22 protein-coding genes are annotated in these 25508 nt (G+C 53.2%); 4 read left to right on the plus strand and 18 right to left on the minus strand.

The features are described from left to right. Positions 1–86: 86 nt before the first annotated feature. The 4 genes from thrS to IRJ17_RS24480 form a co-directional block, all read right to left on the minus strand. Complete coding sequence (thrS, locus tag IRJ17_RS24465; protein ID WP_122963126.1) at positions 87–2000, minus strand: threonine--tRNA ligase; 1914 nt, start codon at positions 1998–2000, stop codon at positions 87–89. A 332-nt stretch (positions 2001–2332) separates the two neighbouring features. Beyond that, positions 2333–3253: a putative sporulation protein YtxC gene (gene ytxC, locus IRJ17_RS24470; RefSeq protein ID WP_122963125.1), complete on the minus strand. Its 921-nt coding sequence runs from the start codon at positions 3251–3253 to the stop codon at positions 2333–2335. Between the two features lie 185 nt (positions 3254–3438). Beyond that, a complete protein-coding gene (mqnC, locus tag IRJ17_RS24475) occupies positions 3439–4545 on the minus strand; it encodes a cyclic dehypoxanthinyl futalosine synthase (RefSeq protein ID WP_122963124.1) in 1107 nt (368 codons plus the stop codon). A 153-nt stretch (positions 4546–4698) separates the two neighbouring features. Next, on the minus strand, positions 4699–4917 hold the full coding sequence (locus IRJ17_RS24480; RefSeq protein ID WP_063228695.1) for a hypothetical protein: 219 nt from the start codon (positions 4915–4917) through the stop codon (positions 4699–4701). A gap of 316 nt (positions 4918–5233) precedes the next feature. Between IRJ17_RS24480 and IRJ17_RS24485 the strand changes: the two genes are divergently transcribed. Continuing rightward, a complete protein-coding gene (locus IRJ17_RS24485) occupies positions 5234–5800 on the plus strand; it encodes a YqaA family protein (protein ID WP_063228694.1) in 567 nt (188 codons plus the stop codon). Between the two features lie 65 nt (positions 5801–5865). Here IRJ17_RS24485 and IRJ17_RS24490 read toward each other — a convergent pair whose 3' ends face one another. Genes IRJ17_RS24490 through IRJ17_RS24500 form a run of 3 tightly spaced genes read right to left on the minus strand, consistent with a single transcriptional unit; the run spans position 5866 to position 9658 of the window. Next, a complete protein-coding gene (locus IRJ17_RS24490) occupies positions 5866–7677 on the minus strand; it encodes an acyl-CoA dehydrogenase family protein (protein WP_242772141.1) in 1812 nt (603 codons plus the stop codon). Then, positions 7674–9245: a class I adenylate-forming enzyme family protein gene (locus IRJ17_RS24495; protein ID WP_242772143.1), complete on the minus strand. Its 1572-nt coding sequence runs from the start codon at positions 9243–9245 to the stop codon at positions 7674–7676. Before IRJ17_RS24495 ends, IRJ17_RS24490 begins: the two co-directional genes overlap by 4 nt. Beyond that, positions 9242–9658, minus strand: coding sequence for a MerR family transcriptional regulator (locus IRJ17_RS24500; RefSeq protein WP_242772145.1), 417 nt, complete (start codon positions 9656–9658; stop codon positions 9242–9244). Before IRJ17_RS24500 ends, IRJ17_RS24495 begins: the two co-directional genes overlap by 4 nt. Positions 9659–9840: 182 nt before the next feature. Here IRJ17_RS24500 and IRJ17_RS24505 point away from each other — a divergent pair, with 182 nt between their 5' ends. The 3 genes from IRJ17_RS24505 to IRJ17_RS24515 all read left to right on the plus strand — a co-directional run bounded on the left by IRJ17_RS24505 (position 9841) and on the right by IRJ17_RS24515 (position 11143). Beyond that, on the plus strand, positions 9841–10263 hold the full coding sequence (locus IRJ17_RS24505) for a cell wall hydrolase (RefSeq protein WP_122963120.1): 423 nt from the start codon (positions 9841–9843) through the stop codon (positions 10261–10263). 27 nt (positions 10264–10290) lie between these two features. Next, positions 10291–10713 carry a spore coat protein GerQ gene (gene gerQ / locus IRJ17_RS24510; RefSeq protein ID WP_122963119.1) on the plus strand — a complete coding sequence of 141 codons (423 nt, stop codon included), beginning with the start codon at positions 10291–10293 and terminating at the stop codon, positions 10711–10713. Between the two features lie 124 nt (positions 10714–10837). Then, entirely contained in the window at positions 10838–11143 is a 306-nt protein-coding gene (locus tag IRJ17_RS24515; protein WP_122963118.1) for a hypothetical protein, read from the plus strand. A 42-nt stretch (positions 11144–11185) separates the two neighbouring features. On the opposite strand, the gene IRJ17_RS24520 is transcribed toward IRJ17_RS24515, so the two are convergent. From IRJ17_RS24520 to IRJ17_RS24570, 11 genes are all read right to left on the minus strand, one after another. Continuing rightward, complete coding sequence (locus tag IRJ17_RS24520; RefSeq protein WP_242772147.1) at positions 11186–12337, minus strand: DUF2087 domain-containing protein; 1152 nt, start codon at positions 12335–12337, stop codon at positions 11186–11188. A 136-nt stretch (positions 12338–12473) separates the two neighbouring features. Further along, on the minus strand, positions 12474–12950 hold the full coding sequence (locus IRJ17_RS24525) for a PilZ domain-containing protein (protein WP_122963116.1): 477 nt from the start codon (positions 12948–12950) through the stop codon (positions 12474–12476). Between the two features lie 155 nt (positions 12951–13105). Then, positions 13106–13282: a hypothetical protein gene (locus IRJ17_RS24530; protein ID WP_167470237.1), complete on the minus strand. Its 177-nt coding sequence runs from the start codon at positions 13280–13282 to the stop codon at positions 13106–13108. Positions 13283–13372: 90 nt separating this feature from the next. Next, a complete protein-coding gene (locus tag IRJ17_RS24535) occupies positions 13373–14623 on the minus strand; it encodes a GNAT family N-acetyltransferase (protein ID WP_242772149.1) in 1251 nt (416 codons plus the stop codon). A gap of 178 nt (positions 14624–14801) precedes the next feature. Further along, positions 14802–16241: an MDR family MFS transporter gene (locus IRJ17_RS24540; protein WP_122963114.1), complete on the minus strand. Its 1440-nt coding sequence runs from the start codon at positions 16239–16241 to the stop codon at positions 14802–14804. A 185-nt stretch (positions 16242–16426) separates the two neighbouring features. Beyond that, positions 16427–17047 carry an NUDIX hydrolase gene (locus IRJ17_RS24545; RefSeq protein WP_122963113.1) on the minus strand — a complete coding sequence of 207 codons (621 nt, stop codon included), beginning with the start codon at positions 17045–17047 and terminating at the stop codon, positions 16427–16429. Between the two features lie 274 nt (positions 17048–17321). Continuing rightward, the gene (locus IRJ17_RS24550) at positions 17322–18893 is read right to left on the minus strand and encodes a glutathione ABC transporter substrate-binding protein (RefSeq protein ID WP_242772151.1); all 1572 of its coding nucleotides are present in this window, start codon (positions 18891–18893) and stop codon (positions 17322–17324) included. A 221-nt stretch (positions 18894–19114) separates the two neighbouring features. Next, positions 19115–20344 carry an amidohydrolase gene (locus tag IRJ17_RS24555; protein ID WP_173598360.1) on the minus strand — a complete coding sequence of 410 codons (1230 nt, stop codon included), beginning with the start codon at positions 20342–20344 and terminating at the stop codon, positions 19115–19117. Positions 20345–20359: 15 nt separating this feature from the next. Next, positions 20360–21931 carry a glutathione ABC transporter substrate-binding protein gene (locus tag IRJ17_RS24560; RefSeq protein WP_173598361.1) on the minus strand — a complete coding sequence of 524 codons (1572 nt, stop codon included), beginning with the start codon at positions 21929–21931 and terminating at the stop codon, positions 20360–20362. A 113-nt stretch (positions 21932–22044) separates the two neighbouring features. After that, positions 22045–23634 carry a glutathione ABC transporter substrate-binding protein gene (locus IRJ17_RS24565; RefSeq protein WP_122963110.1) on the minus strand — a complete coding sequence of 530 codons (1590 nt, stop codon included), beginning with the start codon at positions 23632–23634 and terminating at the stop codon, positions 22045–22047. Between the two features lie 210 nt (positions 23635–23844). Further along, entirely contained in the window at positions 23845–25449 is a 1605-nt protein-coding gene (locus IRJ17_RS24570) for a glutathione ABC transporter substrate-binding protein (protein ID WP_122963109.1), read from the minus strand. Positions 25450–25508: the final 59 nt, after the last annotated feature.

Here is a 25508-nt window from a genome sequence, read left to right on the forward strand (position 1 = left end):
CCTTTCACGAATCACGAAAAAAGCAAAAAGGGCAGTTCTCTTCATCGCGGAAGAGACTGCCCTTTTTCATGACCGTTTTGTTGTTTTTACTTCATTTCGTTGATTTCAGCGCGGATTTTTTCCACGAAGGCATCCACAGTCATGGCACCTTCATCGCCTACGCCACGTCTGCGAACAGACAGTGTGCCGTCAGCCATCTCTTTTTCACCGATGACCAGCATGTACGGGATTTTTTGCACTTGCGCTTCGCGGATTTTGTAGCCGATTTTTTCGTTGCGCGCATCCAGCTCCACGCGGATTCCTGCTTGTTGCAGTTTTTCTTTGACTTGCTCTGCATAAGGAATGTGCACTTCGCTAATGTTCATCAGGCGAGCCTGAACCGGAGTCAGCCATACTGGGAACGCCCCGGCATAGTGCTCGATCAGGATGCCGATGAAGCGCTCCATCGAGCCGTACATCGCACGGTGCAAGACAACCGGACGGTGCTTCTCGTTGTCCTGGCCAATATAAGTCAGGTCAAACTTCTCTGGCATCTGGAAGTCGAGCTGGATCGTTCCGCATTGGTGGCGGCGTTTCAACGCGTCAGTAATTTGGAAGTCGATCTTCGGACCGTAGAAAGCGCCGTCGCCTTCTTTGATCTCGTAAGGCATTTCCAAGTCTTCCAGCACCTTTTTCAAGGAGCTTTCCGCAGTCTCCCACAGTTCGTCGGAGCCCATGGAATCCTCTGGACGAGTCGAGAGCGCTACGCTGTATTCGAAGCCGAAGACGTTGTAAATTTTATCGATCAGTTGAATCATGCTCTTGATTTCGTTCTGGATCTGGTCAGGACGAACGAAGGCGTGCGCGTCATCCTGGCAGAAAGTCCGAACGCGAAGCATGCCGTTCAGCGCACCGGAATACTCGTGGCGGTGCACCTGACCAAATTCGGAGTAGCGGATTGGCAGGTCGCGATAGGAGTGCATCGCATTTTTGTAAATCAGCATGTGTCCAGGGCAGTTCATCGGCTTCAGCGCATAAGTCGCGTGCTCGACCTCGGAGAAGTACATGTTTTCCTTGTAGTGATCCCAGTGGCCGGACTCTTTCCAGAGACGCTCGTTCATGAGGAACGGAGAGCGCACCTCTGTGTACTGCGCCAACTGCTGCAGGCGGCGGGAGAATTGCTCCAGCTCGTTGCGGACAGTGAAGCCGTATGGCAGGTAGAACGGCATGCCTGGAGCTTCTTCGGAGAACATGAACAATCCCAGCTCTTTGCCCAGTTTGCGGTGATCGCGTTTTCTCGCCTCTTCGATGAAGTGCAGATATTCATCCATGTCGGCTTTTTTCGGCCAAGCTGTACCGTATACGCGTTGCAGCACCTGGTTTTCCGCTTTTCCGCGCCAGTATGCGCCTGCTACACTCATCAGCTTGAACGCCTTGATGAAGCCAGTCGATGGCAAGTGCGGGCCGCGACAGAGGTCGAAAAACTCGCCCTGCTCGTACAAAGTAATGGTAGCCTCGTCTGGCAGATCGCGAATCAGTTCCAGCTTGAGGTGATCGTTCAGATCGGAGAAGATTCGAATCGCCTCATCGCGGCTCACCACTCTGCGGCGAATCGGCAAATCTTCTTTCACGATTTTTTCCATTTCGGCTTCGATCTTGCCCAAATCCTCTGGCGAGAGTGCTACCGGAATATCCATATCGTAGTAGAAGCCATCCTCAATCACGGGACCGATACCGAATTTCACTTCGCTGCCGTAGATGCGGCGTACAGCCTGGGCGAGCAAGTGAGCGGTACTGTGGCGATATACTTCCAATCCGTCCGGTGTATCGAGAGTGACGATTTCAATCGCTGCATCATCCTCAAGTGGCGTGTACAAATCCACCACTTTGCCGTCTTTTTTACCGGCTACTGCTTTTTTCTTCAGGCTTGCGCTAATCGAGCCTGCGATCTCTTCGATGGTGATCCCAGCATCATACTGACGAACTGCGCCATCTGGGAATGTTACGTTAATTTGTGCCACCTTGGATTCTTCCTTCCTGTTTGTTTTTGAGAAAATAAAAAACACCCATCCCAAAAAGGGACGAGTGCATTCTCGCGGTACCACCCTAGTTCAAGTCTGTTTGCATAAAAAGGAACACCGAAACAGACTCCTCATGACATGATAACGGTATGGGAACCGGCAAACCGATAGTGGAAGCAAACGCGCTTCGTTCCCGGCTGCTACTCGAAGGGGGTAGATCCATATGATCTCGCAGCAAGCTCCCAGCCTAGGCCCGCCTCTCTAGAGCGATCTTCATATCGTCCATGTCCTTCTCATCGTATTTGTAAGCCATATACGTTTGTTGTTGCTTATTATAGTGGACTCGGATTGTTCCCGTCAAGTACACGTCTTTGCCCAATGCATAATGAACAGGAATGGCACGTAATCAGCCGGCTGTCGAAAATGCTGCGTATCGTTTGCGCAAGCCCCGGCCTGTCGCCAGCCATGTGCAGCACGATACTCTCAGGAGCCAGTGTAACCAAGGCGCTGACCAAATAATCCTCGTCCCGGCACTTTTGTTCGTCCATGCTGAGCACGGAATCAAGCTGCTCCAGCCAGAGACGGTCTCCCTGTTTGTCATAAAGATGGAAAGGTTTGTCCACACTAGGAACAACATGGACCACTTCCTGTTTCACTTCCTGCACGGCGATGAAGTAGCGCAACAGCTCGACAAATTCCTGGTATTGCTTGTCTTCCAGATATTCGTCAATCCCGGACTCCACCAGTTCAAACAGCTCGTTCCAATGCTCTTGCAGCCGGAACCGGATGAAACCCAGGACGTTGATCGTCCGCTCCTGCTCCAGATACAAAAACGCCTTGCGGTAAACATTGGCCTTGCGGGTCGTGGCAGCCAAAAGCTCGCGGCCATCCTGCTCGATTTCCTGGCACATGCGCTCGATGTAGGGCAAAATTTCTCCCCATTCTTCTTCCAGTTGTTCTGCCGCCAACAGATCGGCAGCCATTTCCTGCATGATGTCCGCTTCCTTGACCTGTGTCACCCACTCTGCCAACGTCAATGCCACAAAAGCTCTCGCCCACTCTATCGTCTGCGCATCATATTCTTCTTCGCACCAGCTTTGAAAAAGGAACGTGCAGTAGTCCTCCTGCTCTTGCTCCTTGTATGTAATGCGCACCGGGGCCGTATTGACTCGCTCCAGCATTTCGTTTACGATCACGCGATACGTGCCACTATGCTCAGGGACATTCTCCAGCAATACGCGATACGTTTGCATTTTCATCCCCCCAACCGCAATTGTAGTTACAGTATATGTCCCTTGATTGGCGATATACTTTTAAACGATTGGAAACCGGGGATTGGAAAATGGGGTCGTTCCATATGAAAAACGCGCTCCCTCATCACTTCCCCTTTGACAAAGGCTGGTGATCAAGCAGCGCGTGGAAACAGCTGGTATATCAATTAGTTTTGCATCACAAAATCTTTCTCTGCCATCTCGCCGTCCTGGAACACGCGCAGGATGTCGTACTGGGTATTGCGCTGCGCAGGGATTTTGCCTGCTCCGCGAATCAGTTCGAGAATCTGGTTGGTGTTCACTTTGTACGTACATGCGGCGGCTGAAACGACGTTTTCTTCCATCATCGTCTGACCGAAGTCGTTTGCTCCGTAAGAGAGCGACAATTGGCCGTAGTGCGGGCCCATGGTGACCCAGGAAGATTGGAAGTTTTCGATATTGTCCAGCATGAGTCGGCTGATCGCCAAAGACTTGAGGTATTCTTCCGGCGTGTTGTTGACGGCCTTCATGTTGGTGTTGTCCGGCTGGAACGTCCAGACGATGAACGCTTTGAAGCCGTGCGTCTCGTCCTGTGCTTCACGGATACGCAGCAAAGACAGCACGCGCTCCTCCATCTCCTCGCCAAAGCCGATTACCATCGTCGCCGTACCTGGCAACCCGATGCGGTGAGCAGCTTTTTGCGTATCGATCCACTCTTTCCAAGAGCCTTTCAAACGGGAAATTTTGCGGCGCGTACGGTCGTCGAGAATTTCTCCGCCCGCTCCCGGCAAGGAATCCAGCCCCGCTGCCTTCAGCTCTTTGAGCACATCCTCGACCGACATGTTGGAGACTTCCGCGATTTTGATGACTTCCGCTACCGACAGCGAGTGCATGGTGATTTTCGGAAAACGTTCCTTGATCGCCCGCAGCAGGTCGGTAAAGTAATCAATTTTCAAATCCGGGTTCGTTCCGCCCTGCATCAAGATTTCCGTACCGCCTACGTCTACGGTCTCCTGAATCTTTTGGAAAATGGTTTCTCTTGGCAGTACATAGCCTTCGCTTGAGCCTGGACGACGGTAAAAGGCGCAAAAGCGGCAATACGTATCGCAAATGTTCGTGTAGTTCACATTTCGGCTGATAACAAACGTGGCAATTGGTTCCGGATGATGCTTTTGCATCACCAGATTGGCGTAGTGTCCGATCTTTTCAATTTCGTTGCTGGCAAACAAGGCCAGGCCGTCTTCCAGGCCCAGTCGTTCCCCTGCAAGGGCACGCTCCAATATAGCATCGATCATCAGGATCACTCCTTGTACCATACGTAAATTCCATCCCACATGATATCACACTCGGGACATAACGGCTATAGCCCGAGGTGCTGCCACAAACAGGAGCTTTATGCAAAACAGCCCCGCAAAAAGCAGGGCTGCCCGATATTTCTTGTTCTTTTATCATTCAAATCCGATCTGCTCATACACTTCCGGTTCCCAGTAGATGACCGTTTGCGAAAGTGGCAGATTAGTTTCACGCGCACCATTAGGCTGACCGTTAAAGTAAATGATTTCAGTCACGGCTACCCGGTCTCCGCGCACGTCAATTTCTCCTGTCAGTTGCACGCTGGTTCCATCCGGCGCATAAAAAACGACTTTCCCCGATCCCAATGTCTTCATGGGCTCCTCCCAACGCTGTATGTCCTTCTTCTCTATACTAATGGATATTCTTTCCTATCGTCAATGGAAAAGCTAGGGACTTCCCGACCACGACTCACGCATACACAGGGCCGTTTCGCTCAGGACGAATCTCCTTAAAAGCCGGAAAATACCAGGAAAATGTAACCCCCCGGTGTAATCAATCGTATTTCTATCTGTTTGGATCAGCCCGCTTTTTCGGTCTTTGTCCGCACGACCAAGCATATCCTAACTACTGAAAACCGCTTTTTTCCTGTATAATTGATTCCCGAGAGGAAATGTGCTTAAGGAGATGCTCATGCTCGATCAAATCACAGAACTTTTCATGCAATATGGAATATGGGGCCTCTTTGGCATGGCATTTTTGGATTCGTTCATCAGTCCGATTCCTCCTTTTTTTATGCAAATTGCGATGAGTCTGCTTGACCCCGGATCGGCCCTCCGCTTTGCAACGGTGGCTTTTACCGCCTCGATTCTTGGGGCGCCAATCGGATTTTTGCTCGGCAAGTGGCTGGGGAAACCGCTTTTGCACAAGCTGCTCCCGGAAAAATGGGTCGTGGTCGCCACCGAGAAATTCGCCAAAAACGGAGACGCTGCGGTGTTAATCGGCGCATTTACGCCCATCCCGTTCAAAGTATTTACCGTATTGAGCGGCGTTTTCAACTATTCGCTGACAAAGCTGATGCTCTTTGCCATCGTCGGTCGCGGCCTGAAATTTTTCCTGATCGGTACGTTGTTTTACTTGTACGGCAAACATGCCAAAGTGTTGCTAGACGAATACTTGGAAGTCTCATTGCTCGCAGCCGCTGCACTTGTAGCCGTTGGCTGGTTCATCTGGAACAAACGCAGAAAACGCTATGCCTGAGATGAAAAACGCCCAAGCAACCTCGAATTGGCTGCATGGGCGTTTTTTCCTTTTGATGCGATTGGTTACGTGGCGAACAAAAAGGCAGACTGCTGCTGTAGCGCCTCCAGCGGGATCGGCTCATAGTCCAGAAGCTCGCGGAAAAAATGCACATCCAGCAGCTCGTCACCCTGGATGCCCCGCTTTGTCTTCGGCAGCAAATGTTTGTTTGCGTACAGCTTTGCCAGCACGTATTTGCGGGCATTGTTGTCTCGCAGCAGCTGATCCTCTGCTTCGCTGACGATGCAGGAAAGCGTGTACAAGTCAATCATGTGGTCGGCGAGCGCCTTCAATTTATAGCTGAGATAATCAGGCGACTGCTGGAGCAAATAAGCAATATTCTCCTCCAGTACAGCCAGCTCGGATTGCAAAAGCTGGGCGAACGGCCGGGAAAAGGCATGGTGCCAGCCTGCCGCACGCGAACGCAACAGCCGGATCAAGACCGCATGGCTGTTTTCTTTTTGCATGACGCGCAAAATGTCCAGCGCAAGAATGTTCGAAGTTCCCTCCCACACCGTCAACACCTGCGCGTCCCGTAGCAAGCGCGGTGTGACATACTCTTCGATAAAACCGTTGCCGCCGTGAATCTCAATGGCTATGTGGGCGGCTTCCACCGCTTCCTCTCCCGTCCGGTATTTCAACAGGGGAATCAACAGCCGGCAAAGCGCCAATTCGTCCCTGCCTCCCGAACCATCCTGTACGCGGTCGTAGACAGCAATCATGTCGAACACGGCGCCTGTGCTTACTTCCGTATCCAAGAGCAGGTTGACCAGCATTTCTCTGACCATCGGGTACTGGTCGATCGGCTTTTGAAAAGCACGCCGCTCGCTCGCGTAGTATTTGGCTTCATACAAGGCTCGGCGCATGATTCCGACCGATGCGATCGCATTGCAAATTCGCGACAAATTCAGCGCTTCCGCCATGTATTTGAAGCCATTTTCCGGCTGTCCGATCAAATAGCCTTCCGCGCCGTGCAGCAGCACCTCCGCAGACGGCACGGCGTTCACTCCGAGCTTATCTTTCAAACGCCGAACCTCAATCTGGTTGCGCGTGCCATCCGGCCGAACCCACGGGACGAGAAACAGCCCCAAGCCTTTTGTGCCCGGCTTGCTGTCGTCGATTCTCGCAAGCACCGTGGCGACCATCGCGCCCGCATTGCTGGCAAAAAATTTCTCGCCCGTCAACTGATAGACGCCCGGCTTCCCGGCTGTCGGCTTGGCAACCGTGAGATTCGCCCCGACATCCGAGCCGCCCTGACGCTCCGTCAGCCAAGTGGCTCCCTCGTACAGCGAACGGCGATCCCGCGAGGTCAGCCCGCTCAGGTACTGCTCTTTTTGCTGCTCATCCCCGTATTTATCGATCAAATACGCCGCCGACATCGTCAAGGTCACCGGGCAATAAAAGCCTGGCTCGGTCTGGCTGACGAGGTAGCCCAGCAAAAAGGAGTAGCTGTACGGTGCCTTGAACCCAAGCTCGGGAATGTCGTGGTACAAATAATGGACGATCCCCGCCCCGTACACGTCAGCCACCGTCTGCTTGTAGCCTTCGTTGGTGATGATCTCGGAAACGTCTTCGCCAAGGCGATTGTATTTGCGCAAGTGCGGCTTGCCGTCCCGATCGGTATAGGCTGCCCGCTCATCCAGCGGCCCCGCCGCATGTGCCCCCAGCCAACCGAGCTGCTGCTTCGCCCAATCGTGCATCGGCGCCGGCAAATACCGCTCCAGCAAGAAAGCAAGGTTGGGGTCTGCCGCAAAAAAGTTTTGCTGGCTGCCTGCGCGCGGGTGAGGGATGTTGTCGCTGTAGCGGCGCTGGTCGATTTTCGCTTGCAGGTCGCTCATGTCAGCTCCACTTCCTTTTGCGCAGCCGCATCGCGCAAAGCATGCTTGAGCACTTTTCCGCTCGTATTGCGCGGCAGCTGGGCGAGGACTTTCACCTGTCGCGGCAGCTTGTAATCGGCAAGGTGTCCGCTCAAAAAGCCGCGCACTTCTGTCAGCCAATCGTGCGCCGGATCAGCCCCTGCAACAAGCACTACATAGGCGGTAACCGTCTCGCCCCACTCGGGATGGGGCAGTCCCACGACAGCCACTTCGGCAATCGCCGGGTGACGCTCCAGCAGCTGTTCAAGTTCCTTCGGGTAGACATTGACTCCGCCCGTAATCATGACATCCTTTTTCCTGTCGACGATCCACAGGAAGCCGTCCTCGTCGAATTTTCCGATATCTCCCGTGTAAAGCCAGCCGTCGCGCAGCGCCTCGCTCGTCGCTTCCGGGTTGTTGTAATAGGCTTTCATCGTGCCTGCTCCACGAACTCGCACCTCGCCAGGCGTACCTGCCGGGACAGGTCTGCCCGCTTCGTCGACAACCTCGACTTCGGCGAACAGGACGCCGCGGTTTCCGACGCTGCCCACCTTGTCCGGGTGCTCGCGGTGCAGCAGGCGAGTGCCCGTCGGCCCTGCTTCCGTCAGCCCGTAGACGCAAGCCAGTTTGTCCCTGCCGTACGCTTGCTCCATCTGCGCAGCCATTTCCTTGGACAAAGGAGCGCCTCCGTACATCCAAAACTCCACGGATGACAAATCGTACCGGGCGAACTCGGGATGCTTCATCGTCAGCAAGTAAGCAACGGGCGCCCCGAAAAAGTGGGTAATCCGGTGCTTTTGCACGAGCGACAAGAGAAGCTCCGGCGAAAACGTGAGCGCCATCACTTGCGTCGCTCCGACCATCAAGCCTGAGATAAAAAACAAGTGCAGCGGCGCTGAATGGCTGAGCGGCATGAGCTGGAGGATGCGTGAGCGATGGTGGATCGACAGTTCGATGGCCATCATGGTCGCGACGGTCAGCAAGCTTCTGTGCGTGTACAAAACACCTTTTGGCCGGCCCGTTGTACCTGACGTGTACAAAATGCTGACTTCGCTGTCTTCTGTCAAGTTCGGAGCATCCGGGTCGATCGCAAATTCATCCAGCTTGCCGAGAACATCTTCGCCTATCTCCCAAGCTGCTGTTCCCAGCCAAACGCCCTGACTGCCGCCCGTCTTGATGGCAAGCAGATTCGTTCCTTGTTCGATCCATTCGTTGACCGCGTGCACGAGAGCTTCGTGAACGATCAGTGCTTTCGCCCCTGCATGCTCGCATATGTAGCGCACTTCCTCCTGGGTCGACCGCGCATTGATCGGTACGACAAGCGCCTGGCAGCGAATAACGGCTATGTAAAAAACCGCAAACTCCGGACAATTCGGCAGCATCAAAACCACGCGATCTCCTGGCTCGACGCCATGCTCTCTCAAACGATAGGCCCACCTGCTCGCCCGATCATTCCACTCGGCAAAGGTAAGTTCTGCATCACCTGCAACAAGTGCAGGCTTGTCGGGATATTTGCGTCCGTTTGCAGCAAGCAAAGCTGATACGTTCATCGGTTCCCCTCCCCATTTTCTTCCAGCAATTTTTGTTCAAACCCCAGCTTGTAAGCGAGAATATCTTCCCGCAGCAGCGACAGCTCCCTGATCTTGTCGTCAATCTCCGCCAGCTTCTGGTTGCCGTAATCAATGGCACGCAGCAACTGGGCGCGACCGCTGCGATCCTCGCCAAACAACTCGATCATTTCCCGGATTTGCTCCAGCGAGAAGCCGAAGCGCTTTCCCCGCATAATCAATCGCAGCCTGGCCCGATCCTGGCGGCTGTAATACCTGATCCCCCGCTCAGTTCGAGCCGGAAAAATCAGGCCGACTTCCTCGTAGTAACGAATCGTTCTCGTGCTGACATCCAGTTCGTGAGCAAGATCAGAGATGGACCATGGTGCTTGCTTTTCGTCGCCTTCTCTGTTCATCGTCTCCTGCTCCTTTACCTTTCTTTTCTAATATTCAGAAATAACTGATTAATCATATTTTACCTTCCGTTTACGTTAACGTCAACTGCCGCCCCGATCTACCGAAAAATTTCGCTGGTGCAATCACCGATCTGGCATACGCCCATATATTGTCATTGTGAGTTTTATGAGGAGGTGAAGCAATGGCCGTTATCAAAGCGAACAGCAATGACGTCGATATGTTGGCTCGTTTAATGCGCGCGGAAGCGGAAGGCGAAGGCGAGCTGGGGATGCTGATGGTGGGGAATGTGGGCGTCAACCGGATTCTCGCCAACTGCCTTGACTTCAAGAACATACGGACGATGCGAGATATGGTCTATCAATCTCCGGGCGGATATGAGTCTGTGCAAAAGCCGTACTTCTACCAGCGGGCACGTGAGCGCGAAAGACGTTTGGCCCAGCGAACGATCAATGGCGAGCGGACACGTCCAGCCACCAATGCGCTTTGGTTTTACCGTCCTGTCGGCAATTGCCCTGCCACCTGGTGGGATCAGGCAAACTCCGGGCGTTACAAGGCGCACTGCTTCTTCATTCCAACCAGAGCCGATTGTCCGCGCGTTTTTTAACAGATAGATAAAAGGAGCGAGTTCATCATGAGTCAGCAAATCCCATACCAACCGTATCCTTATGGGTATGAAATGTATCCTTCCGCACAGTTTCCTTTTGGCATGCAGCAACAACAGCAGCCGCAATTGGTTCCTATGCAGCCAAGCGGCGCGCTGATCCCTGGCACGCCTTATACGCCGGGGCAAGTCATGGAAGAATCGTACATCGAAAACATTTTGCGCATGAATCGCGGCAAAGTCATTACCGTTTACCAGACGTTCGAGAACAACAGCCAGTGGAACGCGAAAATTTTCCGCGGCGTGCTGGAGACAGCCGGGCGCGACCACATCATTCTCAGCGACCCGCAAACGGGCAAACGCTACTTGCTGCTCATGGTCAATACCGACTACATCACAGCCGACGAAGAGCTGAACTACATTCCTCCGACACTTCCTCAGGGGGTACGTTAAGCTTTACCAAAAAGACAGTGTCCATCTCTCGTTCAGATGGGCGCTGTCTTTTTGCTATAATGGGGCGATAGGCAAAGCATGCGCTTGTGCCACACATCTTTTCAACAGAAAGAGGAGAGCATTCGTGGCATTCGGCATTTCACGAGCAGAGTTAAACGAGTGGAAACAGGCGGTTCGGCGCGGAGAGATTGCTTTTCTGACGCATTACTGGCTGGACCCGCGTTTTCCTGAGATGAAAACCGTGACAAAAGTAGGCTGCGCCGATCCAAACAAGCTGGTGGAATGGTGCCGCCAGCACGGCTTGAATCCCGCCTATATTCACAACCGCGCCGCTTTTCCCCACTTTGACCTGATTGGCCCGAGGCAAATCGAGATTTTGCAGCAGATCGGATTGCACGACCACCTGGAGCGCTTTCGCCTGCTCGACTAAAAAACAGGCTACCCTCCAGTTCAAGGTAGCCTGTTGCTTTTTCTACTCTGCCTGTTTTCGGGTATGGTATCCGCGGTCGCCGTATGGAGCCAGCTTCTCTACCCACTTTGCTTCCAATTTCTCCAAAGCAGCCTTCGCATCAAACGCAGGCTCGTCTTTGTTTTCCAGCACTTCCAGCACCTCGAACTCGAATGCATCAGCGCCCAGCTCGTTCCAATCGTTTTGCAGTTCCCGGTTGGGATGGGAGCCGTGCTGCAACATGAACTTTTTGCCGTTCATCGTTTTGATGTTCATGGTGCTCGTCACGAGTACCTTGCCGTTCTCTTTGTTGCGGATCTGGTAGACGCCAGCCTCGCTCTTCACTTCTTTGTACAGCTGTTTCAGCTCTTGCTTGCGATCCGTCATCGCCTCTTGCTCCGCTCCGTCGCCGCCCGCCTGGCTCGTGCGCCAATACGCGCTGCCGTCGGCTTCCCGGCTCAACAAAGCGAAGTCGATCAAGTAACGGCGCAAGGTGACGTGGTCCTCATAAATCGCTTCCAGCAGCTCATTGACTTCCCGCTCCTTGTACACCTTGTCCGGCGCAAAGCGATTGGCAATCTCCTGAAAAACAATCTGCCTGTGGCTATGCTTGCGTGGTATCCGCGCCAGCGAATGGCCTGGCCCGTTCGGAAAATACTTTTGCACAACCGCGGCATATTCAGACGGCCCGGCCTCTCTCTGCTTTTCAGCCTGCTTGTTTGGCTTTCCCTTGCCCGTTGAAGAGCCTGTGCTTGCTTTGTCCGTTTCCCGCAGCAGCTCCATCATTGCCAAAAATACTTTTGCTTGCCGCTCTTTCTCTTTGAGGGCAAAACGGTGATTGCGGATCGTCGAAGCGCTGCCGATGCCCATCTCGGCTTGCACCTCGGCATCGCTTTTGCCCGCATAAAACAACCGCATCAAGCTGGCCTGATGATCGGACAGTCCGGTCAACCGCTTGTCCAACCCGCTCAGATGAGCAAAAACCGATTCATGCTCCTGCTCGATATGATGACGCATGTAACGGGACGCCTCGAACAGGGTGCCGTCTACCGGATAGATGATTCCTTTTTCCACTTCTGCGCCACATAGCAAGCACAAATAATCGTGCTCCCGCTCTACATATCCTTGCTTGGCTTCCTCCAATGAAGCAGTCCAAAACGATTCATTGATGCCCATTGACAAGCACATCCTCAAAATGTTTAGTTTATTGCAGACAATATAACACTTCGTTTGTGCATTGTCAAAAAAAGCCCCTTGTTGGTCACACCACCAACAAGAAGCCTGCTCGTCTTGATTCGTTTGCTGTTTTGCCCTATGCTCTCGTCGTCTCCAAAGTTTGCGACGCCTGGGCCAATTCTTGCAGAAAGGCTTGCCGATCGCCCTTCCAAAAGCTCCCTTCCGTCCCTACCCGGTTTTGCCGATAGCGAATGGCCAGACGGTTCACCAACTGGTTGATCTCCAAATGCTGCGCTTCTTCCATCGTGAACCGTACCGCGTATTCATAAAAATCTTGCTCCCACGGGCTTGTACGCACGACATGTCCGTACATTTTCAATGTCGAACCGCACAACTCCGTCTCAAACTGCAAGACGAGCTGGTCGCTGGCCGGCATTTTCAAGTGCGAGAGAAATCGCAGTCCGCCTGCGCCGATATCCTCAATCAGCACCTTCGCGCTGCCGATCTCCATCGTCTTTCCTTTGACAAGAACAATGGTCATGAATGCACAGAGGGGATGCTCAAGCTTCAACCGGAAATATTCACGTTTGTGACCCTCTGATCCACTCGCCATTGCTCTCACCTTCCTTTCCCTTGCCCGATTTATTCCCAAACGCGGCGAAGCCCTCGTCCCTGTCGGCACAAGGTTTTCGCTGCCCGCATTCATTTCTTAGGTAATGACTTCCCACCGCATGTCACAAAAGAAAACAGCGCCGTGTGACTGGCGCTCTATTTATTTTTCTCTTTCTTGTACCGAATGTCCTGCAACTTTGTGTCAAATGATTCCCAAAGCTCCCTTTGGTCGTACTTGATGGAATCGCGCTTCTCCAGACGGAACAGGAGCTTCACCACAAACCAGACAACCAGCAAAAACGCAAAAAAGATGACGACGGTAAAAAAAATCATAAGACCTGCCCCCTCCCCGTTTGTTAACAACATATGGGGAGAGGCAAAATAAGATGACCAATTATGGCAAAATCATGACAATTTTAAAAATCAGAACGGCGTCATGCTCTGCGGTTTTTTCGTCGTGTAAAAAAGCCGATCCAACTGCGGCAACGCGCGCAGGTCATCCAGCTCTGCCAGACCGTACTCGTGCAGCTTGCTGAAACGAACCGCCCCCATGGCGAGCGAGGAAAAATCGGATATATCCAGTTGAACAGCAGCGTCTGCCTGTCCTTCCTCTACCACGCGAGCATGTCCGTCTGTGAACTGGACAAGCCATGTCCCGCTGTTTTCCGGCAGGAAGGAGTCGCGCACCGTCAGCTGCAAGCGAACCGTTTCTGCGCCAAAGCGATGAGCGGACATTTGCCGGAAAAAGCCCGGTACATCAATCACCCGATACATCAGCCCAACCCCTGAAACATGACTCTCATGGTAGACGCTAGGCAAAAGTCGGTTCGTTCCATTTCCCGGATCAGACAAAAGCAAATGGAAGTCTTCGTCCGCAGTATTGAGGACAACCCGCTGTATTTGATCCGCCTGGCTGTGCAGGAAGGAGAGTAGCTGCGCCAACGCCTCGCGCGATTCATAGACCAGCTCTTTCGCGACGATATTGTTGAAAATTTTATTTTCCTCGTGAGCGCTTTCAAATTGGAAGGCAAGATATCCCGTCAGTTTGTCCTCCTGTCGGACACCGACGACGATTTTTTCCGGCACATTCAGCAGGCTGTCCACATCCCGCTCCGTCCGTTTGATCATCCCGTGCGTCTGCCGGGCGACCCGCTGGTAACACGCCAGCACTTGCTCCTTGTCCTCTTTTGTCATGTACACGATTTGATCCTTGCCCGTATAGGGAAGGCTTGCAGGCTTGAATTTGTACTGATGAATTTTGCTTCCTGTCCCAAAGCCCATCTGCTTGTAAAAATCAACGCGAAACGGATAGAGCGACACAAGTGGAATCCCTCTCTCCCGGTAAGCCGCGAGAAACCCGTGCAGCATCGTTTTCGCTACCTTTTCTTTTTTATGCAACAGATCGACAGCGACCGTGCCGATTCCTCCTGTCAGTACAGATTGACCGTATACATACATGGAAAAATCGTACCACTTCATGATTCCTACGAGCTGTCCGTCCCGATAGCATCCGTGATAGCTTACGTTCGGGTCATTTTCCAGCGTGCTTTTGACCCGTTCAGCGAACTGCTGTCTGCCCTCCGTCCCGAGAAGATTGCTTCCCGGATAAGCCATGGCGGCAATTCTCGCTACCTCGTCGATATCGTTCAAAGAAACAGGGCGAATCTCGTCCATCGTCACAATCACTCCTGTCTGTACGCATTTGGGACAAACCATTTCGTCTAAAAAAATTTTATAGAATCTATGCGGTAAATAGCAACAAGTTTTTGTATATTTTGGAAAAGTTTCATTTTCAGCCATATTTGGCTTGGCCATCCAAAAAGCGCCGACCGACTGGCCGACGCTTGATGAATTACTGGCTGTTCGCCTGTTGCCGCTGATTTTTGGCAATCACAAGCGACAAGAGGAAGCAGCCAATCGCGATAACCAGTGTTCCGGTAAAGACGACGTGAACCCCGGAAGAAAGCAAATCGCGGATCGACGCCAGCTGTTCCGCAGGGATGGAGCCTGTCTCGAAGGATGCGCCGAGATTCGCGTGGCCTCCCGCTACCGTGACCATGTTGAACAGCATCCCGAAGACTGCCGCCCCGAAGGTTTGGCTGAAGGTTCCTGTGAACGTGTTCAATGCGACAGCCGTTCCCCGTTTGTCGACAGCGACCGACGCCTGAATTTTGACCATGACGATCGGGCTGATCAGCCCCATGCCAAGCCCCACCAAGCCTACGGCGACATAAATCAAGTAACTTGCCGAATGGGAAGACAGAATCGTTAAAAGCGTCGTGGCAACGGTCAATATGGCCGTCCCTCCGATAATCAACTGCTCTGCCCGCAGCTTGCCCAAGAGATTGCCGGACAAAATCGAGCCGATCGTCCAACAGACGGGCATCGGCGTCAGGACAAAGCCTGCCATCGTCGCGCTTTCCCCCAGTACGCCCTGGCTCCAGATCGGCAAGTACACGACCATGCTGATCACAATTCCGTTGGTCAAAAACGTCAGCATGTTGATCATCGTCACGTTGCGATTCGTCAAAAGGGTGAGCGGAATCAGCGGCTCAGGCGAGCGCTTTTCTACCGTAACGAAAACCAGGTAGGTCACGAGTGCAAACACAATCAAAGAAATCGTCACCGGATTGGTCCAGGACTGATCCTGGCTGCCCGTCAACAGCGCGTACAACAAGGCAATCGTGCCCACGGTGAAGATCAGCGCTCCCGGATAATCGATATGACGCTTCGCTTTTGCCAGCAGCTTTTCGCGGTAAAACCAGACCAGCATGAAAAAGGACAAAAGCCCGAACGGCAAATTGAGAAAAAAGATATAACGCCAGGAAAGCGTGTCGACCAAAAACCCGCCAACGAGCGGCCCTGCCACACCCGACAGGCCCCATACAGCGCTGATCCAGCCCTGGGCTTTCGCTCTCGCGGTCTGCTCGGTATACAAGTCGCCGATAATCGTCATCGTAATCGGCATGACCGCACCCGCGCCCAAGCCTTGAATCGCCCGGAACACGATAAGCTGGCCCATCGTCATGGCCACACCGCAAAGCGTGGAACCAAGCAAGAAAATACCGATCCCGATCAGCAACACATTTTTGCGTCCAAACAAGTCAGCGAGTTTGCCATAAATCGGGGCAGACACGGCAGTCGCCAGCATGTAGATGGCGTAAACCCAGCTGACCAGCTCAAATCCCGATAAATCACTTGTAATCCGCGGCACCGCTGTACTGACAATCGTCCCTTCCATGGCGGCCAGGAAGGTGGAAAGCATCAGTGCCACCATAATTTTTACTCTCATCTCGATCTCCTCTCTCTATCTACGCACGATCGCGATTCGCCAAAAAGCGTTGTCATAGTATATCACAAAACTTTGCTTACCTATGAAACAAAAACGCGTCTGCCACCTGTCCGCGCCGTTGTTGCAACGCGCGAAAGGATTGACAAGACTGGGGACTCGGGGAGCCGCCTTCGCTCCTGATCTTGTTACAGCCAGCTTTTGATCGCCTGAAACACTTCCTGATAATAATGCACTTCATGGGGAACAAAATCACTCTGCTTGACCATCAGACTAGCGTCGTAGCGCTCTCCTGCCGCATCGGTCAAAAACCCTTTCGCTGCCACTTGCGAAAGCTGGTCTGCAAACAACGCCTCCAACTCCTGCACATTCACCCAGAGAAGTCCTGTCACTTCTTCCTTTTGCAAGCGATATTCGTGCAGCGGCTGATCGCACTCCATCGCAAATACGTGGCACAGCTCCTTGTCGATGATGCCTGGCGCCGTAATCACATCGCGAATGACGCCAATCTGGCGGAGCTTTTCATACGGCACGACAAGTCCAAGCTCTTCCTCCAATTCCCGCACTCCGTCACAGGGCCGCTCCCCTGCGAGCAAATGGCCTGCCGATGTTATATCAAGCAAATTCGGGCCCGTATCTTTTTCCGGATGCCTTTTCTGGAACAAAAGCTCCAGTTGTCCATTGTGCACCCGGTAAAGCCAGCAATGGAAAGTTTGGTGCCAATCCCCTTTTCGGTGCACCTCGCTGCGCGCTTCCACACCGATCTGCTGTCCTGATTCGTCAAAAATGTCAAAGCGTTCTTCCGTCATCCAACTCCACCTCATCTGCGTATCGGTTTCTCATTCTTTTCCACCTTACCAGTTAGGCGAAGTGTTGGCTACTCTGTTCGCCCGAAATATGCACTACCGCCACTCCGCCCCGTTTCGGCTTTGCTTTTGCGCTGTCCATGCTCGATCCAAAGCCTTGCCAGGCCGCTGGCGAGCAGCACTCCCGGTCATGTTGACAGCCGCGCTCCCTTCCTATAGACAAAGGGACAGCGCCTGGCGCCATCCCTTTGTCTCATCGTGTTGTCCTGGTGAAAGCTTATTGAATTGTGACTTCGTCCAGCATCAGGTAGCCTACCGGACTTAACCAGAAGCCTTTTACATCTTTGGCTGTTACCGATACGTGGTCGATGGTGCGGATCGGAATGACCGGAACTTCTTTCAGCTCGATCTCTTGCAGCTTGGCATAGATCGCGTTCCGCTTCGCTTCGTCCTTTTCGCGGCGGCCTTCTTCAATCAGCTTGTCGACTTCCGGGTTGTTGTAAAAGGCAATGTTTCCGGCGCTGCCTTTGGAGGAGCTGTGGAAGACGTTGTACTGGTTGTAGTCGCCGTCGCCTGTGGCATTGCCCCAGCCGCCGATAAACATCGCATGCTCGCCTTTGTCTGTGTACTCCAAATATGCCCCGTACTCCATTACTTTGATTTCCACGTCGATGCCAATGCCCTTCAACTGGGACTGGATTACTTCCGCTACGTTCATGCGCTCTTTGCGGTCATCGGTCACAATCGATGTTTTGAAGCCGTTCGCGTACCCTGCCGCAGCAAGCAGCGACTTCGCTTCGTTCACATCGTACTTGTAGTCCTCAAGGTTCGGGTTGTAGCCGATCACTTTAGGAGACATCGAAGAGACTGCTTCTGTCCCTACGTTGTTGTACACGCCTTTGACAATCGCTTCTTTTTCAATCGCATGCGCGACAGCCTGGCGCACACGTATGTCGTCAAACGGCTTTTTCGTCACGTTGAAGCCGATGTATTCTACACCGAGACCTTCTGCGCGAACCATGTTCATGCTTGGCGTTGCTTGTGCGCGCTCCACCTCTGTTACAGGAAGCTGGTCGCCGATGTGCGCTTCGCCTGCCTCGACCATCGCGATGCGGGTCGTGTCTTCCGGTACGACTTTATATTGGACTTTGTCCACTTTCGGCTTCTCGCCCCAGTAGTTTTCGTTTTTCGCCAGGGTCATTTCCTGACCTGGAATCCAGTCTTCAAATTTGAAAGGCCCGGTTCCTACCGGCTTTCTCGCCAATGTGTCAGCGCCTTCGGCAATCGCTTTCGGGCTGATAATGCTGCCTTCCGTGCTTGCGAGAATCGACAGCAGCGGCGCAAACGGGTAGTCCAAAATAAACTGAACCGTTTTGTCGTCGACTGCCTTGATTTCCTTGATCATCGCGAAGTTGGAAGCGCGCGGGGAACCTACTTTCGGATCGAGGGCACGTTCGAACGTCTTTTTCACGGCCTCGGCATTGAACGGTGTGCCATCGTGGAAAGTAACGCCTTCGCGCAGCTTAAATTCCCAAGTCAGATCGTCAACCTGTCTCCACTCGGTAGCCAGCGCTGGCTTGTAGCCTGCGTTTTTGTCCCGTGCCACCAGACTCTCATATACTTTGCCGTAAATATAGTTGGCGGATGGAATGTTGGAAATGAAATGCGGATCGAGATTGTTTGCGTCTGCCTTGCGCGCCACGATCAAGGTTCCGCCTTCTTTTGCCGCCTCGGAAGCCGGTGCTCCATTTGCGTTTTGCTGCTCTGTACCTGCGCCACATCCCGTCAGTGCTACACCGACGGTCAGCGACAGCGCGAGCAGCGATCCAAACAAGCGTGTTTTCTTCATCTGCGTGTCCCCCTGTACAATGCTGTCGAAAATTCTGAATCTATTTCTTATTTGCATTATACGGTAGACTTTCTGCGCAGCCTTTCAGCATCTTTACTTCTATTTATAATATTTTTACTTTTATTTAATTTTATCTGATTCAGCTTCCGGAAAGGGACTGCGTGAAAAAACCGCTCATCCCCTGTGAACGGACAAGCGGTTTTCTCCAATAAAAGCAGCGGCTACTGCTTTTGCCAGACGATTTTTCCCGCGTACACGACTGCTTCCTTCGCAGCTTGACGTGCGACAGCTTCAGCCGAGCAACTGGCCCGGACAAACACAGCATCGGCAGCGTCACCAGGCTTTGGCCAGGCGCGATTCCCTGCCTCGTCAAGCGGGGTGATGCCGCCAGTGACCAGGCCGAGCGTGCGGGCAAGCGATTTCTCGTCAATGAGCCGGAAGCGCTCCGCTACGCGATTCGCTTTTTGCAGCATATCTCCTGTGCCGAACGGGTCCCAATGATCGGTAATGTTATCGTTGCCAAGTCCGATCTGCACCCCTTTTGCCCGGAGCAGCGGAATCGGGATCGTCGGCATGTCGATCGGCACCGCGGACATGATCGCGATGTTCAGTTCCGTGCACAATTCCGCGATCTCTTCTGCCAAAGCCGTCGGCACCTCTCCCAGCGCATAGGCGTGGCTGACAGTCGTCCGGCCTTGCCAGCCAGCATCGCGCACCATCGCAGCGAGTCGCTTCATGATGAAAATGCCCAAATGCCCCGGCTCGTGCAAATGCAGGTCGATGTCCGCATTGGCTTCTACCGCAATATCCATCATTGTGTGCAGCGATTTTTCGATATCTTCATCAAAAGAAGCTGGATCGACACCCCCGACGAGTCCCGCCCCATGCTTCATCGCCTCGCGGACGAGCGCTACGGAATCACTGCGCAGCAATCCATGCTGAGGGAAAGCGACAATTTCCCAGGAAAGTTTTTCCCGGTAAGTTTCCAGAGCAGCGAGTGTGGCCTCCAAGTTTTGCAAACCGATGACCGGATCGATATTGCAATGCGTTCGGACGTGTGTCGCACCGTGCGATTGCAGCAGGTGCAGCAAGCCTTCTGCACGCTGTTTGGCTACCGGAAGCTGGCGCGGCAGCAGTTCCTGCTCTTGTTGAATCCGGAAAAAGCGGTTGGGAGCAGGAATGACTGCCTGCCAGGGACCTCCGTAAAACGTTTTATCCAGATGGATATGCATCTCCCGAAAAGACGGCAGCATGAGCAGCCCGTCTGCGTCCCAGTAAGAGGCAGCTTGTGGGAGCGGAGTGCTGGCAGGGACGATTTTTTCCACGCGACCGTCCGCCAAAAGCAGATGGACACGCTCTGTCGCCGTCCCTGTTATCCTCCCGTTCTCCTCTTGAAACCCGCTTTCCAGACGTGCGTTTTTGATCCAGAGGCTGTCTTTCCCGCTCTCCATGTTCGCTCCCCCTTCTTACTCCATCGTAATATCGTTAATCATCATGTAACCGGATGGGCTGATCCAGAAGCCCTTGATTTTTTTGCTGACTGCTGCAACGTGTTCCAGATTGCGGATCGGAACCATCGGCGCTTCCTTGGACTCGATTTCCAGCGCCTGGGCGTAAAGTTGCTTGCGCTTGGCGCTGTCCGGCTCGCGGCGCGCTTCTTCGATCAGCTTGTCCACTTCCTTGTTCACGTAAAAAGTCGTGTTGCCGCCCTTGCCGAGCGAGCTGGAATGGAACAGGTTGTACTGGTTGTAGTCGCCGTCGCCTGTCGCGTTGCCCCAACCGCTGATAAACATGTCTGTCTCGCCATTGTCTTCGGCATCGAGATACGCTCCGTACTCCAGCACTTTGACCTCTACTTCCACGCCGATGCCTTTCAACTGCGACTGAATGACTTCTGCGGCATTGATCCGCTCTTTGCGATCCCCGGTCCACAGCGTTGTCTTGAAGCCGTTGGCATAGCCCGCTTCCTTGAGCAGTGCCTTGGCCTTGTTCGGGTCGAACTCGTAGCCTTTCAGCGCCTCGCTATAGCCGAGAACTTTCGGGCTCATCGCAGAATTGGCTTTTGTTCCCACATTGTTAAAAACGCCTTGGATGATGGCATCTGTCTCGATCGCATAGTTGATCGCCTGGCGAACCCGGACATCGTCAAAAGGCTTTTTCTTCGTATTGAAGCCGATAAAATCGGTGCCCAGTCCTTCTGTGCGATACAGAGCCATTTGCGGCGACTGGCTGACGCGTTCGATCTCGGTTACAGGCAGCGGCTCCGCAATATGGGCTTCGCCTGTCTCAACCATGGCAATTCGCGTCGTATCTTCCGGAACGACCTTGAAGACGGCCTTTGCGTATTTTACCTTTTCACCCCAGTAGTTGTCATTGCGTGCGAGCACGATTTCCTGTCCCGGCGTCCACGCCTCGAACACGAACGGCCCTGTGCCTACCGGATGCTTGCTCAAATCTTTTCCGTATTGCTCGATCGCTTTCGGGCTGATAATGCTCCCTTCATGGTTGGCCAAAATGGACAACAGCGGCGAGTACGGGTAAGTCAGCTTGATTTGCACAGTGTAGTCGTCTACGGCTTTCACTTCCTGGATCATTTGGAACTGGGTGGCGCGCGGAGAGCCGACTTTCGGGTCGAGGACGCGAGCAAACGTCGCTTTGACCGCTTCTGCGTTAAACGGTGTTCCGTCGTGGAAAACAACGCCCTGGCGCAGCTTGAACTCCCACGTCACTTCGTCCAGCTGCTTCCACTCGGTTGCGAGCATCGGCTTGAACTCCATATTTTCGTCACGGCGAATCAATCCTTCGTACACTTTGTGCTGGACGACGCTCGCCGCGTTGATCGCGGAAATAAAGTGCGGGTCCAAGTTGTTGGCATCCGATTGTCTGGCAATAATCAGCGTCTGTGTTCCATCAGCCGCTTCGCTTTTGGCTGGATTGTCCGCAGCCCCCTGCTCCGGTTGTGCCGAACACCCTGCAAGCACCAGTCCAACGCCGAGCACGCCCGACATCAGAATGCTCCATCCTTTGCGTCTTTTCATAAAATCGCCCCCGTTTTTTCTTTTCTGTCTCTTGTTTTGAAAGTAGAGCAGCATAGCTGATCCCTTCAAGGAACTCGGCTATGCTGCGATTCATTGCTCTTGGAAGCTTGCGGTTACGGCAAGGTGATTTCGTCGATTTCGATGTGACCAGCCGGGCTGATCCAGACGCCCTCTACCCCTTTTTCAATCGCTGCCAAGTTTTCTGCGAAGCGGTAAGGCACGACTGCTACTTCATCCATTTCGAGCTGTTGCGCTTTTTCGTAAATTTGTTTGCGTTTTTCTTCGTCTTTCTCTTTGCGTCCTTCTTCGATCAGCTTGTCTACTTCCGGATTGCTGTAGAAGGAGTGGTTGCCTGGCGCGCCGTGAGACTTCGTGTGGAACAAGTTGTACTGATTGTAGTCAGCATCGCCTGTCGCGTTGCCCCAGCCGCTGATGAACAAGTCTGTTTCGCCTTTGCTCGCTGCGTCGATATAGGCGCCAAACTCCAGCACTTTGACTTCCAGATCGACATTGATTTGTTTCAGTTGTTGTTGCAATACTTCCGCTACGTTGACCCGCGCCTTGTTGTCATTGAGGTAGACGGTTGCCTTGAAGCCGTTGGCATAGCCTGCGTCCGCCAGCAATTTTTTCGCTTTCTCGATGTCGTAGCCAAGGTCTTTTACGTTCGCGCTGTAGCCGACCATCGTAGGAGAGATCGAGGAATGAGCGACCGTTCCCACATCGTTGTACACCCCTTGAATGATCGTCGGCTTGTCGATCGCAAGCGCAATCGCTTGACGGACGCGCACATCGTCAAACGGCTTTTTCTTGTTGTTGATGCCGATATGCTCGCTGGAGAAGGACGCATAGCGGCCGAGTGTCATGTTTGCCGAGTTTTTCACGCGGTCTACTTCTGTTACAGGAAGTTGTTCAGCCACTTGTGCTTCGCCTGTCTCGACCATAGCCAGTCGGGTTGTGTCTTCTGGTACTGTTTTGAAGACAACCTTGTCCAGCTTCGGCTTGTCTCCCCAGTAGTTGTCGTTTTTCACCAGCACAACTTCTTGTCCTGGCGTCCACGATTCAAACTTGTACGGCCCTGTTCCGGTTGGATGCTTGGTCAAGTCTTTGCCGTACTGCTCGATCGCTTTTGGCGACAGGATGCCGCCTTCTGCGCTGGCGAGAACGGACAACAGCGGAGCGTACGGGTAGTTGAGGATAAATTGCACCGTGTTGTCATCCACGACTTTTACTTCCTTGATCGCTTCGAACAGGTTGGCGCGGTTCGAGCCGACTGCCGGGTCCTGGACGCGGGCGATCGTCTTTTGCACCGCTTCTGCATTGAATGGGGTGCCGTCGTGGAAAGTTATGCCTGTGCGCAGTTTAAACTCCCACGTCACATCGTCCACTTGCTTCCATTCGCTTGCCAGCGAACCGACGTATTTGCTTTCTTTGTCCATGCGGACCAGACCCTCGTATACTTTGTGATGAATGATAGCTGCCGAATTAATTTGCGTAAGAAAGTGCGGGTCCAGATTGTTTGCGTCCGACAACCGGGCGATGACCAGTGTGCCACCTGCTTTGCCCGTGCCAGGCGCTGCTGTTTGCCCGGACGTATTGGCGTTCGTCCCCGCTTCTGGCGCTGGCGCCTGCGAGCAGCCGGCCAGCGCTGCCGATACGGCAACAGTCATGGCGATCAGCGTCTGGAAAAAGCGCGTCTTTTTCATGTAGTGTTTCCCCCTCTTTTGTTTGCGCCGGATGTGCTATAATTTTTTGATCATTCGCGCATGTCTCATTTTACCTACTATTCAGGTATTATTTTTTCACTCTCTTTACTACTATTTTCACTTTCTTTACTCTTTTTTCGCCTTTTCCACATATTGGGATGGCAAAAGAAAAAGCCCCTCCCAGCAATTGGGAGAGACTTTTGGCACAGCCTATTGAATCGTCACATCGCTGACCTCGATGTAGCCGGAAGGGCTGATGTAGACGCCTTGCACATTTTTCGCGATAGCTGCCAGGTTTTCAGAGCTGCGATACGGGAGCAGCGGCACTTCGTCCATCTCGATCTGTTGCGCCTCTGCGTAGATTTGCTTGCGTTTCTCCGGGTCTTTTTCCTTGCGGGCTGCTTCGATCAACGCGTCGACTTTTGGGTTGCTGTAGAAGGAATGGTTGCCTGGCACTCCCGCAGACGTGCTGTGGAACAAGTTGTACTGGTTATAGTCGCCGTCGCCTGTGGCATTGCCCCAGCCGCTGATGAACATCTGGGCTTCGCCTTTTGCCGCCAGCTCCAAATACGCCCCGAACTCCATCACCTGGATTTGCAGGTCAATGCCGATTCCTTTCAGCTGCGATTGCAACACCTCTGCCACGTTGATGCGCGCTTTGTTGTCATTCAAGTACACGGTCGCCTTGAGTCCGTTGCCGTATCCAGCTTCTGTGAGCAATTGCTTGGCTTTGTTCAAATCGTACTCAGGCGTCTTGATGTTCGGACTATAGCCGATTACTTTTGGACCGAGCGAAGAGATCGCGACTTTGCCGACGTTATTGTAGACGCCTTGAATAATCGCTTCCTTGTCAATCGCATGCGCAATCGCCTGGCGGACGCGGACATCGTCAAACGGCTTCATTTTGACATTCATCCCGATATGATCCACGGCAAAAGACTCGAAGCGCCCCAGCGACATATTCGCGGAGTTTTGCACCCGCTCCAGCTCCGTGACGGGCAGCTGCTCGGCAACGTGCGCTTCGCCTGTCTCCACCATCGCGACACGCGTCGTGTCCTCCGGAACCGTCTTGAACACGACTTTGTCCACTTTTGGCTTCGTGCCCCAGTAGTTTTCATTTTTGACGATGACGATTTCCTGACCGGGCGTCCACGACTCAAAGACGAACGGGCCTGTCCCTACCGGGTGCTTGGCCAGGTCTTTGCCGTACTGCTCAATCGCCTTCGGGCTGATGATGCCGCCCTCGGCGCTGGCGAGGACAGAAAGCAATCCCGCGAATGGATAATGCAAAATGATCTCCACTTTTTTCGGATCAATCACTTTGACTTCCTTGATCATCCCGAACATGTTTGCCTTGGGAGTCGGCTGGTTTTTGTCCAAAATGCGATTGATCGTCTTCTTCACAGCTTCCGCATCAAACGCGGTTCCGTCGTGGAACGTCACGCCGTCCCGCAAAGTAAATTCCCATGTCACATCGTCTTTCTGCTTCCATTCTGTCGCCAGAAGCGGCTTGTACTCGCTGTTGCGGTCCATCATCACCAGACCTTCGTACATTTTGTGCTGCACGACTGCCATGGAGTTGATTTGCGTACTGAAATGCGGGTCGAGGTTGTTCGCGTCAGACAGCCGGGCGATAATCAACGTACCGCCGCCAGACGCAGCAGGGGTGGATGGCGCAGGACTGCCGGTTGCTTGTCCGGAGTTGGAGCCGGTCGAAGCCGGTTGCGATTGCGAGGTGCCGGAACAGCCTGTCAAAACGGTCGCAAACGCGACAGACAAAGCAAGAATGGAACGTACGATGCGCGTTTTCTTCAATGAAAATGCCCCCTTTGTCTCGTTGGTAAAAAGAAAAATAATGACATAACAAAATATTA

Origin of the sequence: Brevibacillus parabrevis, assembly GCF_022701015.1 — a bacterium.
Classification (GTDB): Bacteria; Bacillota; Bacilli; order Brevibacillales; family Brevibacillaceae; genus Brevibacillus; species Brevibacillus parabrevis.

What these genes read in the sequence shown, in the direction of transcription:
- ytxC (WP_122963125.1), bottom strand. Translation starts at nt 3,253, where the DNA reads ATGCAAACGTATCGCGTATTGCTGGAGAATGTCCCTGAGCATAGTGGC.
- mqnC (WP_122963124.1), bottom strand. Translation starts at nt 4,545, where the DNA reads ATGATCGATGCTATATTGGAGCGTGCCCTTGCAGGGGAACGACTGGGC.
- IRJ17_RS24480 (WP_063228695.1), bottom strand. Translation starts at nt 4,917, where the DNA reads ATGAAGACATTGGGATCGGGGAAAGTCGTTTTTTATGCGCCGGATGGA.
- IRJ17_RS24485 (WP_063228694.1), top strand. Translation starts at nt 5,234, where the DNA reads ATGCTCGATCAAATCACAGAACTTTTCATGCAATATGGAATATGGGGC.
- IRJ17_RS24490 (WP_242772141.1), bottom strand. Translation starts at nt 7,677, where the DNA reads ATGAGCGACCTGCAAGCGAAAATCGACCAGCGCCGCTACAGCGACAAC.
- IRJ17_RS24495 (WP_242772143.1), bottom strand. Translation starts at nt 9,245, where the DNA reads ATGAACGTATCAGCTTTGCTTGCTGCAAACGGACGCAAATATCCCGAC.
- IRJ17_RS24500 (WP_242772145.1), bottom strand. Translation starts at nt 9,658, where the DNA reads ATGAACAGAGAAGGCGACGAAAAGCAAGCACCATGGTCCATCTCTGAT.
- IRJ17_RS24505 (WP_122963120.1), top strand. Translation starts at nt 9,841, where the DNA reads ATGGCCGTTATCAAAGCGAACAGCAATGACGTCGATATGTTGGCTCGT.
- gerQ (WP_122963119.1), top strand. Translation starts at nt 10,291, where the DNA reads ATGAGTCAGCAAATCCCATACCAACCGTATCCTTATGGGTATGAAATG.
- IRJ17_RS24520 (WP_242772147.1), bottom strand. Translation starts at nt 12,337, where the DNA reads ATGGGCATCAATGAATCGTTTTGGACTGCTTCATTGGAGGAAGCCAAG.
- IRJ17_RS24525 (WP_122963116.1), bottom strand. Translation starts at nt 12,950, where the DNA reads ATGGCGAGTGGATCAGAGGGTCACAAACGTGAATATTTCCGGTTGAAG.
- IRJ17_RS24530 (WP_167470237.1), bottom strand. Translation starts at nt 13,282, where the DNA reads ATGATTTTTTTTACCGTCGTCATCTTTTTTGCGTTTTTGCTGGTTGTC.
- IRJ17_RS24535 (WP_242772149.1), bottom strand. Translation starts at nt 14,623, where the DNA reads ATGGACGAGATTCGCCCTGTTTCTTTGAACGATATCGACGAGGTAGCG.
- IRJ17_RS24540 (WP_122963114.1), bottom strand. Translation starts at nt 16,241, where the DNA reads ATGAGAGTAAAAATTATGGTGGCACTGATGCTTTCCACCTTCCTGGCC.
- IRJ17_RS24545 (WP_122963113.1), bottom strand. Translation starts at nt 17,047, where the DNA reads ATGACGGAAGAACGCTTTGACATTTTTGACGAATCAGGACAGCAGATC.
- IRJ17_RS24550 (WP_242772151.1), bottom strand. Translation starts at nt 18,893, where the DNA reads ATGAAGAAAACACGCTTGTTTGGATCGCTGCTCGCGCTGTCGCTGACC.
- IRJ17_RS24555 (WP_173598360.1), bottom strand. Translation starts at nt 20,344, where the DNA reads ATGGAGAGCGGGAAAGACAGCCTCTGGATCAAAAACGCACGTCTGGAA.
- IRJ17_RS24560 (WP_173598361.1), bottom strand. Translation starts at nt 21,931, where the DNA reads ATGAAAAGACGCAAAGGATGGAGCATTCTGATGTCGGGCGTGCTCGGC.
- IRJ17_RS24565 (WP_122963110.1), bottom strand. Translation starts at nt 23,634, where the DNA reads ATGAAAAAGACGCGCTTTTTCCAGACGCTGATCGCCATGACTGTTGCC.